The organism is Micromonospora sp. NPDC048871, assembly GCF_043198155.1.
In the GTDB taxonomy this organism is placed as follows: domain Bacteria; phylum Actinomycetota; class Actinomycetes; order Mycobacteriales; family Micromonosporaceae; genus Micromonospora.
Window position 1 is genome coordinate 278,299 of the sequence record NZ_JBICUM010000006.1, and the last position, 15,790, is coordinate 294,088.

At 72.0% G+C, this 15,790-nt stretch carries 12 protein-coding genes; 8 read left to right on the plus strand and 4 right to left on the minus strand.

The window, feature by feature from the left end; all coding sequences use genetic code 11:
- Positions 1 to 34: 34 nt before the first annotated feature.
- Complete coding sequence (gene pgm / locus ACGFIK_RS16735) at positions 35 to 1,690, minus strand: phosphoglucomutase (alpha-D-glucose-1,6-bisphosphate-dependent) (RefSeq protein WP_393340070.1); 1,656 nt, start codon at positions 1,688 to 1,690, stop codon at positions 35 to 37.
- Positions 1,687 to 2,919, minus strand: a complete 1,233-nt coding sequence (glgC, locus tag ACGFIK_RS16740; protein WP_327026918.1) for a glucose-1-phosphate adenylyltransferase — start codon at positions 2,917 to 2,919, stop codon at positions 1,687 to 1,689. The genes pgm and glgC overlap by 4 nt, the downstream gene beginning before the upstream one ends.
- Before the next feature lie 71 nt (positions 2,920 to 2,990).
- On the opposite strand from glgC, the gene glgA reads away from it, so the two are divergent.
- Positions 2,991 to 4,187, plus strand: a complete 1,197-nt coding sequence (gene glgA, locus ACGFIK_RS16745) for a glycogen synthase (protein ID WP_393340074.1) — start codon at positions 2,991 to 2,993, stop codon at positions 4,185 to 4,187.
- Positions 4,188 to 4,804: 617 nt separating this feature from the next.
- Here glgA and ACGFIK_RS16750 read toward each other — a convergent pair.
- On the minus strand, positions 4,805 to 5,404 hold the full coding sequence (locus tag ACGFIK_RS16750) for a hypothetical protein (RefSeq protein ID WP_393340077.1): 600 nt from the start codon (positions 5,402 to 5,404) through the stop codon (positions 4,805 to 4,807).
- Positions 5,405 to 5,457: 53 nt separating this feature from the next.
- Here ACGFIK_RS16750 and ACGFIK_RS16755 point away from each other — a divergent pair, with 53 nt between their 5' ends.
- The 7 genes from ACGFIK_RS16755 (at position 5,458) to glgB (ending at position 14,525) form a co-directional block, all read left to right on the plus strand.
- Positions 5,458 to 5,685: a winged helix-turn-helix domain-containing protein gene (locus tag ACGFIK_RS16755; protein WP_366649771.1), complete on the plus strand. Its 228-nt coding sequence runs from the start codon at positions 5,458 to 5,460 to the stop codon at positions 5,683 to 5,685.
- Between the two features lie 84 nt (positions 5,686 to 5,769).
- On the plus strand, positions 5,770 to 6,384 hold the full coding sequence (locus ACGFIK_RS16760) for a TetR family transcriptional regulator (RefSeq protein WP_327026922.1): 615 nt from the start codon (positions 5,770 to 5,772) through the stop codon (positions 6,382 to 6,384).
- Positions 6,381 to 7,610, plus strand: coding sequence for an NADH:flavin oxidoreductase (locus ACGFIK_RS16765; RefSeq protein ID WP_393340079.1), 1,230 nt, complete (start codon positions 6,381 to 6,383; stop codon positions 7,608 to 7,610). Before ACGFIK_RS16760 ends, ACGFIK_RS16765 begins: the two co-directional genes overlap by 4 nt.
- A 14-nt stretch (positions 7,611 to 7,624) precedes the next feature.
- Positions 7,625 to 9,328 (plus strand): 3-ketosteroid-delta-1-dehydrogenase, encoded by a 1,704-nt coding sequence (locus ACGFIK_RS16770; protein WP_393340082.1) that lies wholly within the window; start codon positions 7,625 to 7,627, stop codon positions 9,326 to 9,328.
- 105 nt (positions 9,329 to 9,433) lie between these two features.
- Positions 9,434 to 10,279 (plus strand): SDR family oxidoreductase, encoded by an 846-nt coding sequence (locus ACGFIK_RS16775; protein WP_327026925.1) that lies wholly within the window; start codon positions 9,434 to 9,436, stop codon positions 10,277 to 10,279.
- Between the two features lie 62 nt (positions 10,280 to 10,341).
- Positions 10,342 to 12,435: a maltotransferase domain-containing protein gene (locus ACGFIK_RS16780; RefSeq protein WP_393340085.1), complete on the plus strand. Its 2,094-nt coding sequence runs from the start codon at positions 10,342 to 10,344 to the stop codon at positions 12,433 to 12,435.
- Entirely contained in the window at positions 12,423 to 14,525 is a 2,103-nt protein-coding gene (gene glgB / locus ACGFIK_RS16785; RefSeq protein ID WP_393340088.1) for a 1,4-alpha-glucan branching protein GlgB, read from the plus strand. The genes ACGFIK_RS16780 and glgB overlap by 13 nt, the downstream gene beginning before the upstream one ends.
- 67 nt (positions 14,526 to 14,592) lie before the next feature.
- On the opposite strand, the gene ACGFIK_RS16790 is transcribed toward glgB, so the two are convergent.
- A complete protein-coding gene (locus ACGFIK_RS16790; protein WP_327026928.1) occupies positions 14,593 to 15,633 on the minus strand; it encodes a phosphatase domain-containing protein in 1,041 nt (346 codons plus the stop codon).
- Positions 15,634 to 15,790 lie beyond the last annotated feature (157 nt).

A 15,790-nucleotide genomic window follows, 5' to 3' on the forward strand; every position in this document is an offset into this window, starting at 1 on the left:
ACGGCGGGGACCCTGTTGTTGGGGTCCCCGCCGTTCAGCCTGTCGCCTTCAGCACCTCGGTGACCAGGTCCTGGGCCTCCTCCTGGAGGCGGGCCAGGTGTTCGGGGCCCTGGAAGGACTCGGCGTAGATCTTGTAGACGTCCTCGGTGCCGGACGGACGGGCGGCGAACCAGCCATTGGCCGTGGTCACCTTCAGCCCGCCGATCGAGGCGCCGTTGCCGGGTGCCGTGGTGATGGTGGCGGTGATCGGTTCACCGGCAAGTTCGGTGGCGCGTACCTGTTCCGGAGAGAGCTTGCCGAGCACGGCCTTCTGCTCCCGGGAGGCGGGGGCGTCGATCCGAGCGTACGCGGGGGCACCGAAGCGTTCGGCCAACTCTGCCCAGTGTTCACTCGGGGTGCGGCCGGTCAGGGCGATGATCTCGGAGGCGAGCAGGCAGAGCAGGATGCCGTCCTTGTCGGTGGTCCAGGTGCCACCGTCGCGCCGCAGGAAGGACGCCCCGGCGCTCTCCTCCCCGCCGAAGCCGACCGTGCCGTCGAGCAGCCCGGGCACGAACCACTTGAAGCCGACCGGCACCTCCAGCAGCGGACGCCCGAGGTCGGCCGCCACCCGGTCGATCATGGAGGAGGAGACCAGGGTCTTGCCGACCGCCGCGTCCGGGCCCCACTTCTCCCGGGTACGGAACAGGTGGGAGATGGCCACGGCGAGATAGTGGTTCGGGTTCATCAGCCCGGCGTCGGGGGTGACGATGCCGTGCCGGTCGGCGTCGGCGTCGTTGCCGGTGGCGACCTGGTAGTCGGCGCGCATGGCGATCAGCGAAGCCATCGCGTTCGGCGACGAGCAGTCCATCCGGATCTTGCCGTCCCCGTCCAGGGTCATGAACCGCCAGGTCGGATCGACGATCGGATTGACCACGGCCAGGTCGAGGCGGTGCCGGTCGGCGATCTCGTCCCAGTAGGCGACGCTGGCCCCGCCGAGCGGGTCGGCGCCGATGCGGACCCCGGCGGCGCGGATCGCGTCCAGGTCGAGCACGGCCGGCAGGTCGTCGACGTACGCGCCGAGGAAGTCGTACGTGCCGGTGGTGTCGACGGTGCGGGCCCGCGCGTACGGGACGCGGCGCACCTGCTGGAGCCCGGCAGCGAGGATCGCGTTAGCCCGGTCCTGGATCCACTTCGTGACGTCGGAGTCGGCCGGGCCGCCATGGGTGGGGTTGTACTTGAATCCCCCGTCGTCCGGCGGGTTGTGCGACGGGGTGATCACGATGCCGTCGGCGAGCCCGGCGGTGCGGCCCCGGTTGTGGGTGAGGATCGCGTGCGACACCGCGGGGGTGGGGGTGTAGCCGTCGCGGCTGTCCAGCAGCACGGTGACCCCGTTGCCGGCGAGCACCTCCAACGCGTCCACGGCGGCGGGCGCGGAGAGCGCGTGGGTGTCCCGGCCGAGGAACAGTGGCCCGTCGATGCCCTGCTCCCGCCGGTAGTCGCAGAGCGCCTGGGTGACGGCGAGGATGTGGTCGGAGTTGAAGGCGTTGCGCAGGCTCGACCCACGGTGCCCCGAGGTGCCGAAGGAAACCTGCTGAGCCGGGTCGGCCGGGTCCGGATGCTCGGCGTAGTAGGCGGTCACCAGCCGCGGCACGTCGACCAAGTCGGCAGGCTGAGCCGGCTGCCCGGCCCGGGGGTGAGTACCACCACTCACGGTTCCACCTTCTGTCCTTTGCCGATGACCACGATGCCGTTGTCGGAGACGGTGTAGCGCTGTCGGTCGCGTTCCAGATCGACACCGATCTCGGCGCCCTCGGGAACGTGGACATTCTTGTCCAGAATGGCCCGACGCACCACCGCGTGCCGACCGATCTCCACCCCCTCCATCAACACCGAGCCGTCCACATGGGCCCAGGAGTGCACCTTCACCTTCGGCGAGACGATCGAGTTCTCCACCAGTGAGCCGGAGATCACCGCCCCGGGGGAGACCATCGAGGCGACCGCCCGACCGACCCGCTCCCCCCACTGGTGCACGAACTTGGCCGGCGGGTACGGCGGCTGCTCGGTGTAGATCGGCCAGTCGAAGTTGTAGAGGTTGAACACCGGGTGCACGTTGATCAGATCCATGTGGGCGTCGTAGAAGGAGTCCAGGGTCCCCACGTCCCGCCAGTAGCCCCGGTCCCGGTCGGTGCTGCCGGGCACCTCGTTGTCACGGAAGTCGTAGACGTTGGCCTCACCGCGCTCGACGAGCATCGGGATGATGCTGCCGCCCATGTCGTGCTTGCTGGAGCGGTCCTCGGCGTCCCGCTCGACCGCCTCGACCAGGGCCCGGGTGGTGAAGACGTAGTTGCCCATCGAGGCGTAGATCTCGTCGGGGGCGTCCGGCAGCCCCACCGCGTCGGTGGGCTTCTCCCGGAAGGCCCGGATCCGCCGGCCGTCCTCGGCCACCTCGATGACCCCGAACTGGTCGGCCGTGGACAGCGGCTGCCGGATGCCGGCCACGGTCACGGCGGCCCCGGAGGCGATGTGCTCCTCCACCATCTGCCGGGGATCCATCCGGTAGATGTGGTCGGCTCCGAAGACGATCACGTAGTCGGGCTGCTCGTCGTAGATCAAGTTGAAGCTCTGGTAGATCGCGTCCGCCGAGCCGGAGAACCACCAGGGGCCCCGGCGCTGCTGCGCGGGCACCGGGGTGACGTAGTTGCCGAGCAGGGTCGACATCCGCCAGGTCTTGGTGATGTGCCGGTCCAGGGAGTGGGACTTGTACTGGGTCAGCACGACGATCTTGAGGTACCCGGCGTTGGCCAGGTTGGAGAGGACGAAGTCGACCATGCGGTACATCCCGCCGAACGGGACGGCCGGCTTGGCCCGATCCGTGGTGAGCGGCATCAGGCGCTTGCCCTCTCCGCCGGCCAGGACGATCGCGAGCACCTTCTCAGCCATGACCAGACGCTATCCATCCCGGTGCCGCTTCACCACTTGTACGGCCACACTTCTGCACTAGGGTGCCGGGCATGACCGACTCCATCCCGCTGCGCGTCGACCTGCTCACCCGGGAGTACCCACCGGAGGTCTACGGGGGCGCCGGGGTGCATGTCGAGTACCTGGCCCGGGAGCTGCGCCGGCTGACCGAGGTCCGGGTGCACTGCTTCGGCGCGCCGCGTACCGAGCCGGGAGTGCGGGCGTACCCCGAACCGGCGGGCCTGGCCGGCGCGAACCCGGCCCTGCGGACCATGGGGGTGGACCTGGAGATGGCGGCCGGGTGTGCCGGCGCGGACGTGGTGCACAGCCACACCTGGTACGCCAACCTGGCCGGGCACACCGCGAAGCTGCTGTACGGGGTGCCGCACGTGGTGACCGCGCACAGCCTGGAGCCGCTGCGACCGTGGAAGGCCGAGCAGCTCGGCGGCGGGTACGCCCTCTCCTCCTGGTGCGAACGCACCGCCTACGAGTCGGCCGACGCGATCGTGGCGGTCAGCGCGGGGATGCGCCGGGACGTGCTGACCGCGTACCCCTCGGTGGACCCGGACCGGGTGCACGTGATCTACAACGGCATCGACACCGCGCAGTACGCCCCCGATCCGGGCACGGACGTGCTGGCCCGACTCGGCATCGACCCGGCCCTGCCCAGCGTGGTCTACGTCGGGCGGATCACCCGGCAGAAGGGCCTGCCGCACCTGCTGCGCGCCGCCCGTGACCTGCCCCCGGACACCCAGCTCGTGCTGCTGGCCGGGGCACCGGACACCCCGGAGCTCGCCGCCGAGGTGGAGGGCCTGGTAGCCGAGCTGCGGGCGGGCCGCTCCGGGGTGATCTGGGTGGCCGAGATGCTGCCCAAGCCCGAGGTGATCCAGGTGCTCACCCACGCCACCATCTTCGTCTGCCCCTCGGTGTACGAGCCGATGGGCATCGTCAACCTGGAGGCGATGGCCTGCGAAACCGCGGTGGTGGCCACGGCCACCGGCGGCATCCCCGAGGTGGTCGCCGACGGCGAGACCGGCCTGCTGGTCCCGATCGAGCAGACCGGTCTGGACGGCACGCCCGCCGACCCGGCCCGCTTCGAGGCCGACCTGGCGGCCCGGCTCAACGAGCTGCTGGCTTCTCCCGACCGCGCCGCCGCGCTTGGCCGGGCCGGCCGCCGCCGGGCGGTCGAGCACTTCTCCTGGGACGCGATCGCCGCCCGCACCCTCAACCTCTACCGCTCACTGAGGTAAGGAAGGGCACCCTGTTAACGCCTCGGGTAGAGGAGGGGCCCCCTTTTAACGCTCGCCCAGAGTTCTGTCGGTACGCCGGCTGTGGCGGCGCTGCGCCGGTACGGGGTGCGCGGCACGGGTTGCCGCATGTCGCCATCTCTGGGTCCCGTGAGCTGTCGCCGGCATGCGGCGTCTCGGGGCATTCGGGCTGGTCGGGGGGTTGCGGCTACTCGGGTTTCCAGGCTCGGGGAGGGGCGGGTGGCGACCACCCTGCCCCTCCTGTCCCTATCGAGCTGAACCGTTCACGCCGTCACCTCGGCGGGACCGTCACCGTTCCCCGGCTCGTCCGCCGTGAGCCGTTTCCGCCTCCAGCTCGATAGGCACACTTCCCACTACCTCCACCCCCAGGCCGCGAAGAGACGCGCGCGCAGAACCGGATCGACATCGGCAAGCCGCCGGCCCGGTCCCATAAACGCTCGCCGTCACGGGGCGGATCGGTGTGCGACCGCGGGCGGCCACTCGCCACGCAGCAATTCCATGAGTTCATCGGTAGACATGTGCTCGGTCTGCTTGGCACGGATACGTCTTGAGGCGAGGTGTCCGGCCCCAGCCGGTCCACCCTCGAGAGCCGCTCTGGGTCATCGGGCGACGTGGAGGGTGGCCGCGAGGCGGGTCAGGGCAGCGGGTGCGGCGGTGGACCGGGCCACGGCGGCCACCAGCTCCCGGGCAGCCGGGCGGTCGCGCACCTCACTGCGCGCGGTGCGTTCCGCCTCCAGCAGCGCCCGGCCGGCCCGGGACATCTCGCCGGCCGAGGCGGACGCGCGGGCCACGTCGAGCAGGTACGCGGCCCGGTGCTCGGGCGGTAGCCACCGCCAGCCTGGGCTGGCAAGCAGTCGTTCGTGGCGTACCGTCGCCACTGGCAGGTCTCCCCGCGCGGCCGCGACGAGCACGCGGGCCGCCTGCACCGCCGCCGGGCCGAAACCCTCACCGCCGAAGCTCCCCTGATCCGCGAGCGCCACGGCCTGGTCGACCAGCCCTCGGGCACTGCGATCGTCGGCCCGATCGGCGGCGGCCAGCGCGGCCTGAAGCAGCAGCGTCCCGCGCAGCGACCCGAAGCGGGCAGCCGGGTCGAGGGGGCCGAGGCGGTGGGCGGCCACGACGGCGGCCCGCAACGCGGCCCCGTTACGGTCACAGCAGCGCAGTGCCTGACACAGCGGTACGGTGGCGACGGCGCTCACCTGCGGATCCTCAGTGGCTGGCATGCTCGACGCGCTGACGAGAGGCCGTTGCCATGCCCAGACAACCCGTGTACGAACAGATCATCGCCGACGTGATCGCATCGATTCAGTCCGGCGCACTGAAGCCTGGCGAGAAGTTGCCCTCCATCGTGCAACTCTGCGAGCAGTACCAGGCCAGCCCGACGCCGATCAGGTTCGCGTTACGGATCCTCGACGAGCGGGGCTGGATCGAGGTGCACCAGGGCAAGGGTTCGTTCGTGGCTAACGAGCCGCCCGCCTGACAAGGACAGTCCAGCCGCCGACGGCATGCCTCAGCCCACGGCCGATTATTGGCGCACCGCGCCAAAAAGTGTTTCACTTGCCGCATGGCCTCGGAGAACCCGCCCACCCCGCGCCGACGTGGCCGACCCACCGTGCTCGATCCCGAGGCGGTCGGCACCGCGGCCCTGCGGCTCTGGGCGGAGCGCGGCTACGGCGCCACCGGCTGGGAGGACATCTCGGCGGCCACCGGGATCAGCGCCCGCACCCTGATGCGGTACTTCCCCTCCAAGGCCGCCCTCGCCTGGGTGGGGGTGCCCGCCGCAACCCGGCGGCTGACCGAGACGTTCCGCACGCTGCCCCTTGACGTCCCGCTGTCGGACGCCCTGCGCGCCGCCGTGGTCGCCTCCGTCTCCGACGACGCGCTCGTGCTCAGCGCGGGCGGGTACTGGATGCGGGTCGTCGCTGAGGAACCCGAGCTGGCGGGAGCCTCCGCGCGCGCCTACGCGCCCTGGACCGAGGCCCTGGCCCGGGAGATCGCCCGGCGTCGACCGGGAGCGCCGAGGGCGATCTACCACGCCGTCGCCACCGCGTACCGCGAGGCGGCCCAGGCCGCGCTGTACGACTGGGCCCGCAGCCCCGACGGCTCGCCCGCCCACGCCGTCGACGCCCTGCTGCGTCGGCTGGACATCCGCATCACCACACCCGAGGAAGCCCCGTGACCACCACCCGCCCGATCCCCGACCCGCTCGCCCCCGCCGTCCTCGGTCCGGTGCGCCTGCGCAACCGGGTCATCAAGTCCGCCACCTTCGAGGGGGCGACCCCGGACGCCCTGGTCACCGACCGCCTGATCGAGTACCACACCGCCGTGGGTCGCGGCGGCGTCGGCATGACGACTGTCGCCTACCTCGCCGTCGCGCCCGAGGGGCGCACCGAACGGGGCCAGGTCTACTGGCGGCCCGAGGCGTTGCCCGGGCTGCGGCGGCTGACCGAGGCGGTGCACGCCACCGGCGCCAAGGTCAGCGCCCAGATCGGGCACGCCGGTCCGGTGGCCAACCCCCGCTCGAACGGGCTGCCCTCGCTCGCGGCGTCGGCGCGGTTCAACCCCCTGGGGATGGGCTTCGACCGCGCCGCGAGCCACGACGACATCCACCGCATCGTGGCCGCCCACGGCAGCGCCGCCGCGGCGGCGCGCGAGGTGGGCTTCGACGCCGTCGAGGTGCACCTGGGCCACACCTACCTCGCCGGATCGTTCCTTTCGCCGAAGCTCAACCGACGCCGGGACGAGTTCGGCGGTGCGCTGGCCAACCGCGCCGAGTTCCCGCGCCGGATCCTGGCCGCCGTCAAGGAGGCCGTCGGCGACGACATGGCCGTCATCGCCAAGATGAACATGCGCGACGGCGTGCCCGGCGGTTTCGACCTCGACGAGTCGATCCCGTTCGCCCGAATGTTGCAGGCCGACGGACACCTGGACGCCCTGGAGCTCACCGGTGGGTCCTCGCTGCTCAACCCGATGTACCTGTTCCGGGGCGACATCCCGCTCGCGGCGATGGCCGCGCCCCAGCCGCCGCTGCTGCGGCTCGGGATGAAGATGTTCGGCCGGTTCCTGTTCCGCGACTACCCCTACCAGCCGCTCTACTTCCGCGACCTCGCGCTCCAGTTCCGCCGCGAGCTGTCCATGCCGCTGATTCTGCTCGGCGGCGTCACCGACCTCGACGGGATGCGTACGGCCATGAGCGACGGCTTCGAGTACGTCGCGATGGCCCGCGCCCTGCTCAGGGAGCCGGACCTGATCAACAAGATCCGCCGCGACGCCGCCACCCGGTCGCGCTGCACCCACTGCAACCTCTGCGCCGCCAGCATCTTCACCGGCACCCACTGCCCCCTGGACGCCGAGGGGACGACGGCGCTCGTCGCCGCCGGTACCCGGCCCGTCGTCGCCCCGTAGTAAGGAGTTCCCCGATGTCCGTACCCCGGCAGCCCCGGCCCACCTCGGTCGACCTCGTCGTGATCGGCTCCGGCACCGGCCTCGCCGCCGCGCTCAGCGCCCACGAGGCCGGCCTCTCCGTGGTCGTCGTGGAGAAGTCGCGCTGGGTCGGCGGCTCCACGGCGCGCTCCGGCGGCGCCTTCTGGATCCCGGCCAATCCCGTGCTGGCCGCCGAGGGCTCCGGGGACACGCCCGAGCGCGGCGCGGCGTACCTGGAGGCCGTCGTGGACGGCTCCGCGCCCGAACAGCGCTGGCGCAGCTTCCTCGAGCACGGCACCGCCACGGTCGAGATGCTCACCCGGACCACCCCGATGCGCTTCCTCTGGGCGCGCGGCTACTCCGACTACCACCCGGAGCTGCCCGGCGGCACCGCCGTCGGCCGTAGCTGCGAGTGCCGTCCGCTCGACCTGAAGCTCCTCGGTGCCGACCGGGCGCGGCTGCGTCCCGCCGTCCTCTCCGCGCCCGTGCCCATGCCGGTCACCGGCGCGGACTACAAGTGGCTCAACCTGATGGCGAAGACCCCGGTTCGCGCGCTGCCCCGCATCGTGACCCGCCTCGCCCAGGGCCTCGGCGGCCTCGCGGTCGGGCGGGAATACGCCGCCGGCGGCCAGGCCATCGCCGCCGGCCTCTTCGCCGGCGTCCGCCGCGCCGGCATCCCGGTCTGGACCGAGACGGCGCTGGAGCGGCTCCTGGTCGAGGGGGACCGGGTCGTCGGCGCCGAGCTGCGCCACGGGGAGACGACCTTCGCCGTACGGGCCGAGCGGGGTGTCGTGCTCGCCACCGGCGGCTTCGACCACGACCTGCCGCTGCGGCACGCCCACCACCACCGCGACCTGGGCGGCTGGAGCCTCGGCGCGGACAGCAACACCGGCGACGGGATCCGCGCCGCCCAGGAGGCGGGCGCCGGCACCGACCTGATGGAGCAGGCGTGGTGGTTCCCCGCCGTCGCCCCGGTCGGCGACGCCGCGCCGTCGGTGCTCCTCGCCGAGCGTTCCCTGCCCGGGTCGCTCATGGTGGACGGCACGGGCCGCCGGTTCGTCAACGAGTCCTGCGACTACATGACGTTCGGGCAGCGGGTGCTCGGCCTCGCCCGCGAAGGCGGGGCACTGCCGACCATGTGGCTGGTCTTCGACAAGCGGTACCGCAACAGCTACGTCTTCGCCGGCACGCAGTTCCCCCGCGCCCCGCTGCCGAAGTCCTGGTACGCGGCGGGCATCGCGCACCGCGCGGGCACCCCGGGTGACCTCGCCCGGTCGATGGGCGTGGACGCCGACGCGCTGAACGCCACCCTGGCGCGGTTCAACCGGTTCGCCGCCGCCGGGGTCGACGACGACTTCGCGCGCGGCGCCAGCGCGTACGACCGCTACTACGGCGACCCCACGGTGACGCCGAACCCGAACCTGCGGCCCCTGGCCGGCACCCTGTACGCCGTCCGGGTCGTCCTGTCCGATCTCGGCACCTGCGGCGGGATCCGGGCCGACGGCCTCGGCCGGGCGCTGTCCGACGCGGGGACCCCGGTCCCCGGGCTGTACGCCATCGGCAACGCCGCCGCCAACGCCTTCGGCCGCACCTACCCGGGGGCCGGGGCGACCATCGGCCAGGGCCTGGTCTACGGCTACATCGTCGGGCGGCACGCGGCGGGCAAGCTCCCCGCCGCCGACCAGGCCCGGGCCGCCTGATGGCGGAATAGGCACGGCTTTTGTCGGGATCGTCGCACCCGGGGTCGCCCGGCGTGCCAGCATCCGGCAAGGGGCCGGCCGTCGGCGTAGCGGAGAGGAACCGACATGGGTACGTACGTGGTGACCGGCGCGGCCTCGGGCATGGGCCGGGCGTCCGCCGAGCGGCTGCGGCGCGACGGGCACACCGTCGTCGGCGTGGACCTGCGGGACGTGGAGGTGATCGCCGACCTCTCCACGCCGACCGGGCGCGCGAACGCGGCCACCGAGGTGCTGGAGCGCGCCGGAGGGCGGCTCGACGGGGCGGTCTGCGCTGCCGGGCTCGGCGGCATCCCCGGCCGGGACCGGATCGTGCAGCAGGTCAACTTCTTCGGCGTGGTGGAGCTGCTCGAGGCGTGGCGACCGACCCTGGCCGCCGCCGGCAACAGCAAGGTCGTGGTGTTCGGCTCGAACTCCGTCACGCTCACCCCGATGGTGCCGGAGCGCGCCGTGCGGGCCCTGCTCGACCGCGACGCCGCCCGGGCGCTGCGCGTGGTGGGACGCTTCGGCAAGCGCTCGGCGCCGTTCGCGTACGCGAGTTCGAAGCTGGCGGTGACCCGGTGGGCGCGCCGCGCCGCGATCTCGCCGGAGTGGGCCGGTGCCGGCATCCGGGTGAACGTCCTGGCCCCCGGCATCATCTCCACTCCGCTGTTGGAGGAGCAGATGGCCCGGGGCGAGAAGGAGGCGGTCGAAGGGCTGCCGGTGCCGATCGGCGGGCGCGGCAACCCGGCGGACGTCGGCGAGTGGGTGGCGTTCATGCTCTCGCCGGCCGCCGACTTTCTCTGCGGTTCGGTGATCTTCTTGGACGGCGGCTCGGACGCCTACTTCCGCACCGACGACTGGCCGGTCTCGACCGGCCCGGTCGGGGTGCTGCGCTACCTGCGGCGCGCCAAGGCGTGGCGGGCGCGGCGCTGACCGGCGCGGCGGAAGCAGTGCGCAACCGAGCGCGAAAGGATCTCGCGCAGTAGGTTGACAGGGTGACTGGACGGTTCCCGATCGAAGACGTCTCCCCCGTCGTCTCCTGCGGGCGTTATCCGGCCCGCGCCGTGGTCGGTGAACTCGTGCCGGTGTCGGCGACCGCGTACCGGGAGGGGCATGATGCCCTCGGCTGCAACGTGGTCTGGCTGGGCCCGGACGGGCAGGCGCAGCCGTTCACCCGGATGCGGCCCGGTGCGCCCGGTCAGGACCGTTGGCACGCCACCATCACCCCGGACGCGGTCGGGGAGTGGGTCTTCACCGTGGAGGCGTTCAGCGACCCGTACCTGACCTGGCACAACGCGGTGACCAAGAAGATCGCCGCCGGTCAGGGCGCGGAAGACCTGGCCAACGACCTGGCCGAGGGGGTACGCGTGCTGGGTGCCGCAGCGGTGCCCAAGGCCGAGCAGGCCCGACTCGAACGGGCCGTGGCCGCGCTGCGCGACACCGATCTGCCGCTGAAGGACCGGGTCGGCCCGGCCCTCGACCTGGCCGAACTGCTCTGGGCGCACCCGGTGCGGGAGCTGGTCACCACCGGCGAGGCGTACCGCATCTGGGTGGACCGGGAGCGGGCCCTGTACTCCGCCTGGTACGAGTTCTTCCCCCGCTCGGAGGGGGCGGTCCTGGCCACGGCCGAGACGCCGGCCCGTTCCGGGACCTTCGCCACCGCCACCGAGCGGCTGCCCGGGGTGGCCGCGATGGGCTTCGACGTGCTGTACCTGCCGCCGATCCACCCGATCGGCCGGGTCAACCGCAAGGGCCCGAACAACAGCCTGGTCGCCGGGCCGGAGGATGTGGGTTCGCCGTGGGCCATCGGGGCCGCCGAGGGCGGCCACGACGCCATCCACCCCGACCTGGGTACCCCGCAGGACTTCCGCGACTTCGTGGCCGCCGCCGCCGAACACGGCCTGGAGGTGGCGATGGACCTGGCGTTGCAGTGCGCGCCGGACCACCCCTGGGTGACCGAGCACCCGGAATGGTTCACCACCCGCGCCGACGGCAGCATCGCGTACGCGGAGAACCCGCCGAAGAAGTACCAGGACATCTACCCGCTGAACTTCGACAACGATCCCGAGGGCATCCGGGCGGAGATCCTGCGGGTGGTGCGGCACTGGGTCGGCGAGGGGGTGAAGATCTTCCGGGTGGACAACCCGCACACCAAGCCGGTCGACTTCTGGCACTGGCTGATCTGGGAGGTCAAGCGGACCGACCCGGAGGTGCTCTTCCTGGCCGAGGCGTTCACCCGACCGGCGATGATGCACGGGCTGGCCAAGGTCGGCTTCACCCAGTCGTACACGTACTTCACCTGGCGGACCTCGCCCGCCGACATGCGGGAGTACTGCGCGGAGCTGGTGGCGGCGGCCGATTACATGCGGCCGAACTTCTGGCCGAACACCCCGGACATCCTGCCCGAGAGCCTCCAGCACGGCGGGCCCCCGATGTTCAAGATCCGGGCGGTGCTGGCCGCCCTGCTCTCCCCCTCCTGGGGCATGTACGCCGGCTTCGAGCTGTTCGAGCATGTCGCCCGCCCCGGCGCCGAGGAGTACCTGGACAACGAGAAGTACGAGCTGCGCCCCCGGGACTGGGCGCAGGCCCAGGCGCAGGGACGCTCCCTGGCCCCGTTCATCGCCACCCTGAACCGGGTCCGCCGGGAGAACCCGGCCCTGCACCGACTGCGCAACCTGGTCTTCCACGACATCGACAACCCGGCGTTGCTGTGCTGGTCCAAACGCGACCCGAGCACCGGCAACACCGTGCTGGTGGTCTGCTCCTTCGACTCGCACACCGTGCAGTGGGGCAACACCACCCTGGACATGCCGGCCCTGGGCCTGGACTGGCACGACCGGTTCATGGTGCACGACGAGCTGACCGGGGCCCACTACGACTGGGGGCAGCGCAACGCGGTCCGGCTGGATCCGTACCTGCAACCCGCCCATGTGTTCACCCTGCGCCCTACCGACGCCGCCGCGCCCTCCCCGGCTCCGGCGGCCACCGCCACCCCCGCGCCGATCACCACCACCGTGCCCGCCACTGCCGCCGGTCTGAGTGGCGGCACCGCCTCCGCGACGAAGGACGACGCCCGATGGACCAGCTGATCTCCGGGGAGACCCACGACCCGCACGCCGTGCTCGGGGCACACCCGGGCGACGGTCGTACGGTGATCCGCACCCTGCGGCGGGGCGCAACCGAGCTGTGCCTGCTGGTGGGTGAGCAGCGGTACCCGATGACCCGGGTACACGAGGCCGGGGTCTTCGAGGCGACCATGCCCGGCGAGGTGCTCGACTACCGCATCGAGTGGGACGGGCAGCCGCACGACGACCCGTACCGCCACCTGCCGACCCTGGGTGAGCTGGACCTGCACCTGATCGGCGAGGGGCGACACGAGCGGCTCTGGGAGGCCCTCGGCGCCCGCGTCCTCGACGGCGGGGTGGCCTTCGCGGTCTGGGCCCCCAACGCCCGGGGGGTGCGGGTGGTCGGCGACTTCACCGGCTGGGCACCCGACGACGGATGGCCGATGCGGTCCCTGGGCTCCGCCGGGGTATGGGAGATCTTCGTACCCGGGGTGCAGGTGGGGGCCCGGTACAAGTACCGGATCCTCGGCGCCGACGGTCACTGGCGGGACAAGGCCGACCCCCTGGCCGGGTACGCCGAGGTGCCGCCGGCCACCGCCTCGGTGGTGCACCGTTCGACGTACGAGTGGGGCGACGCGGACTGGCTGGCGCGGCGGGCGACCCGCCAGCCCCACCAGGAACCGATGAGCGTGTACGAGGTGCACCTCGGCTCCTGGCGTCCCGGCCTCGGCTACCGGGAACTGGCCGAGCAGTTGGCCGGGTACGTGACGGAGTTGGGCTTCACCCATGTGGAGTTCCTGCCGGTGATGGAGCATCCCTTCGGCGGCTCCTGGGGCTACCAGGTCACCGGATACTTCGCCCCGACCTCCCGCTTCGGTGACCCGGACGACTTCCGTCACCTGGTGGACCGGCTGCACGCCGCCGGCATCGGGGTGATCCTGGACTGGGTGCCGGCCCACTTCCCCAAGGACGAGTGGGCCCTGGCCCGCTTCGACGGCACCCCCCTGTACGAGCACCCCGACCCGCGCCGGGGGGAGCACCCGGACTGGGGCACCTACGTCTTCGACTTCGGCCGCCGGGAGGTGCGCAACTTCCTGGTCGCCAACGCCCTCTACTGGCTGGAGGAGTTCCACATCGACGGGCTGCGGGTGGACGCGGTCGCCTCGATGCTCTACCTGGACTACTCCCGCCCCGACGGACAGTGGGTGCCCAACCAGTACGGCGGCCGGGAGAACCTGGAGGCCATCGCCTTCATGCAGGAGACCAACGCGACCGTCTACAAGCACCACCCCGGGGTGGTGATGATCGCCGAGGAGTCCACCGCCTGGCCCGGGGTGACCCGACCGACCAGTGAGGGCGGGCTGGGTTTCGGGTTCAAATGGAACATGGGCTGGATGCACGACACCCTGCTCTACACCTCCAAGGACCCGATCTACCGGCAGCATCACCACCATCAGCTCACCTTCTCCCTGGCGTACGCCTGGAGCGAGAACTACGTGCTGCCGATCAGCCACGACGAGGTGGTGCACGGCAAGGGTTCCCTGCTGAGCAAGATGCCCGGCGACCAGTGGCAACGACTGGCCAACGTCCGGGTGCTGCTGGCCTACATGTGGGCGCACCCGGGCAAGCAACTGCTGTTCATGGGCTGCGAGCTGGCCGACGACCGGGAGTGGAGCGAGGAACGCGGCCTCGACTGGTACCTGCTGCACGACCCGGCCCGGGCCGGGGTGCAACGCCTGGTCGGCGACCTCAACCGGGTCTACCGGGACACCCCCGCCCTGTGGGCGCAGGACACCTCCCCCGCCGGTTTCCGCTGGCTGGCCGGGGACGACGTCGCCAACAACACCATCTCGTTCGTCCGGATCGCCCCCGACGGCGTCACCCTGGTCTGTGTGGCCAACTTCTCCGCCCTGCCCCTGGAGGACTACCGCATCGGCCTGCCGGCCGCCGGGGCCTGGGCCGAGGTGCTCAACACGGATGCCCACCACTACGGCGGCTCCGGGGTGGGCAACCTCGGCACCGTGCACGCCGAGCCGGTCCCCTGGCACGGCCAACCCGCCTCGGTGGCGCTGCGCGTCCCCCCGCTCGGCGCCCTCTGGCTCCGCCCCGCCTGAACCACCGCTGCCCTTTGCTCTGCGTCAACTGACGCACTGGTTTTCGTTCACCGGGCGTAGGGCTGACTCAGACCAGGCCGGCGCCGCGGAGCAGGGTCCACAGGCCGGCGCCGTCGGGGGCGGAGAGCCACTTCTGTCCCACCGGTCCCTCGGTCGGGCGGTCGTGCGGGACGGGCAGGCTACCGGCGAGCACCGCCTGGGCGGGTGAGAGGCGGCGGATCGCGACGCCGGCCACGTTGTCCGGGTGGGCGGCGGCGAACTCCCGGTAGATCTCCTGGTCGTGCTGGCCGTCGTCGCCGACGAGCAGCCAGCGTACGTCCGGGAACTCCTTGGCCAGCCGGGCCAGGGTGGCCCGCTTGTGCTCCCGCCCGCTGCGGAACCAGCGGTCCTGGGTGGGTCCCCAGTCGGTGAGCAGCAGCGGACCCGCCGGGTAGAGGTGCCGGGACAGGAAGCGGGTCAGGGTCGGTGCGACATTCCAGGCACCGGTGGACAGGTAGAAGACCGGGGCTCCGGGGTGGGCGGTGACCAGCCGCTCGTACAGCACGGCCATGCCGGGCACGGCGGCCCGGGCGTGCTCGTCGAGGACGAAGGTGTTCCAGGCGGCGAGCAGCGGGCGGGGTAGCGCGGTCACCATCACGGTGTCGTCGATGTCGGAGAGGACGCCGAAGCGCACCTCCGGATCCAGGATCCGCACCGGCGCCTCGACCGGTTCGGCGTCCGGCATGCTGATCCGCACCGAGCCCCAACCGGGAGGCAGATCCGCCTCGACCGTGGTGTCGATGAACCCGCTGCGATCGGCCCGGGCCTCGTGCACCACCCCACCGGTCTCGATGGTCACCGTGACGTGCTTGGCCGGCAGGGTGGTGAAGCTGCGCCAGCCGCGGACCTTCTCCAGCCGCCCCCGTTGGCGGGTGTCCGGCCGTCCCAGCAGCACCCGGCACATCACCCGCGCCCAACCGGGGGCCCCGTACCCGGTGTAGGCGATGATGTTGGTCCGCCAGCCGGTCCGCCGCAGTCGGCGTTCGACCAGTGCGTGCACGGCGTCCTCGATCCGCGCGGCCCGGTGCAGGCTGGGTATGGCCAACTGGCCAGCGGGTGTGGGTGGCACGTCTGCAACCCTGCCACACCCCGCCGACCTCGGCCACGCGAGACCGGGGCTTCTTGATCGTCTGCAGGGTGCATTCCCCCAAGCCGCGACGGCAGGTGACACATCAGCAGATCCCCGGCAAATACCCGCGAATGCGCCGTTACCGTGAAACACTCCC

What these genes read in the sequence shown, in the direction of transcription:
- glgC (WP_327026918.1), bottom strand. Translation starts at nt 2,919, where the DNA reads ATGGCTGAGAAGGTGCTCGCGATCGTCCTGGCCGGCGGAGAGGGCAAG.
- glgA (WP_393340074.1), top strand. Translation starts at nt 2,991, where the DNA reads ATGACCGACTCCATCCCGCTGCGCGTCGACCTGCTCACCCGGGAGTAC.
- ACGFIK_RS16755 (WP_366649771.1), top strand. Translation starts at nt 5,458, where the DNA reads ATGCCCAGACAACCCGTGTACGAACAGATCATCGCCGACGTGATCGCA.
- ACGFIK_RS16760 (WP_327026922.1), top strand. Translation starts at nt 5,770, where the DNA reads ATGGCCTCGGAGAACCCGCCCACCCCGCGCCGACGTGGCCGACCCACC.
- ACGFIK_RS16770 (WP_393340082.1), top strand. Translation starts at nt 7,625, where the DNA reads ATGTCCGTACCCCGGCAGCCCCGGCCCACCTCGGTCGACCTCGTCGTG.
- ACGFIK_RS16775 (WP_327026925.1), top strand. Translation starts at nt 9,434, where the DNA reads ATGGGTACGTACGTGGTGACCGGCGCGGCCTCGGGCATGGGCCGGGCG.
- glgB (WP_393340088.1), top strand. Translation starts at nt 12,423, where the DNA reads ATGGACCAGCTGATCTCCGGGGAGACCCACGACCCGCACGCCGTGCTC.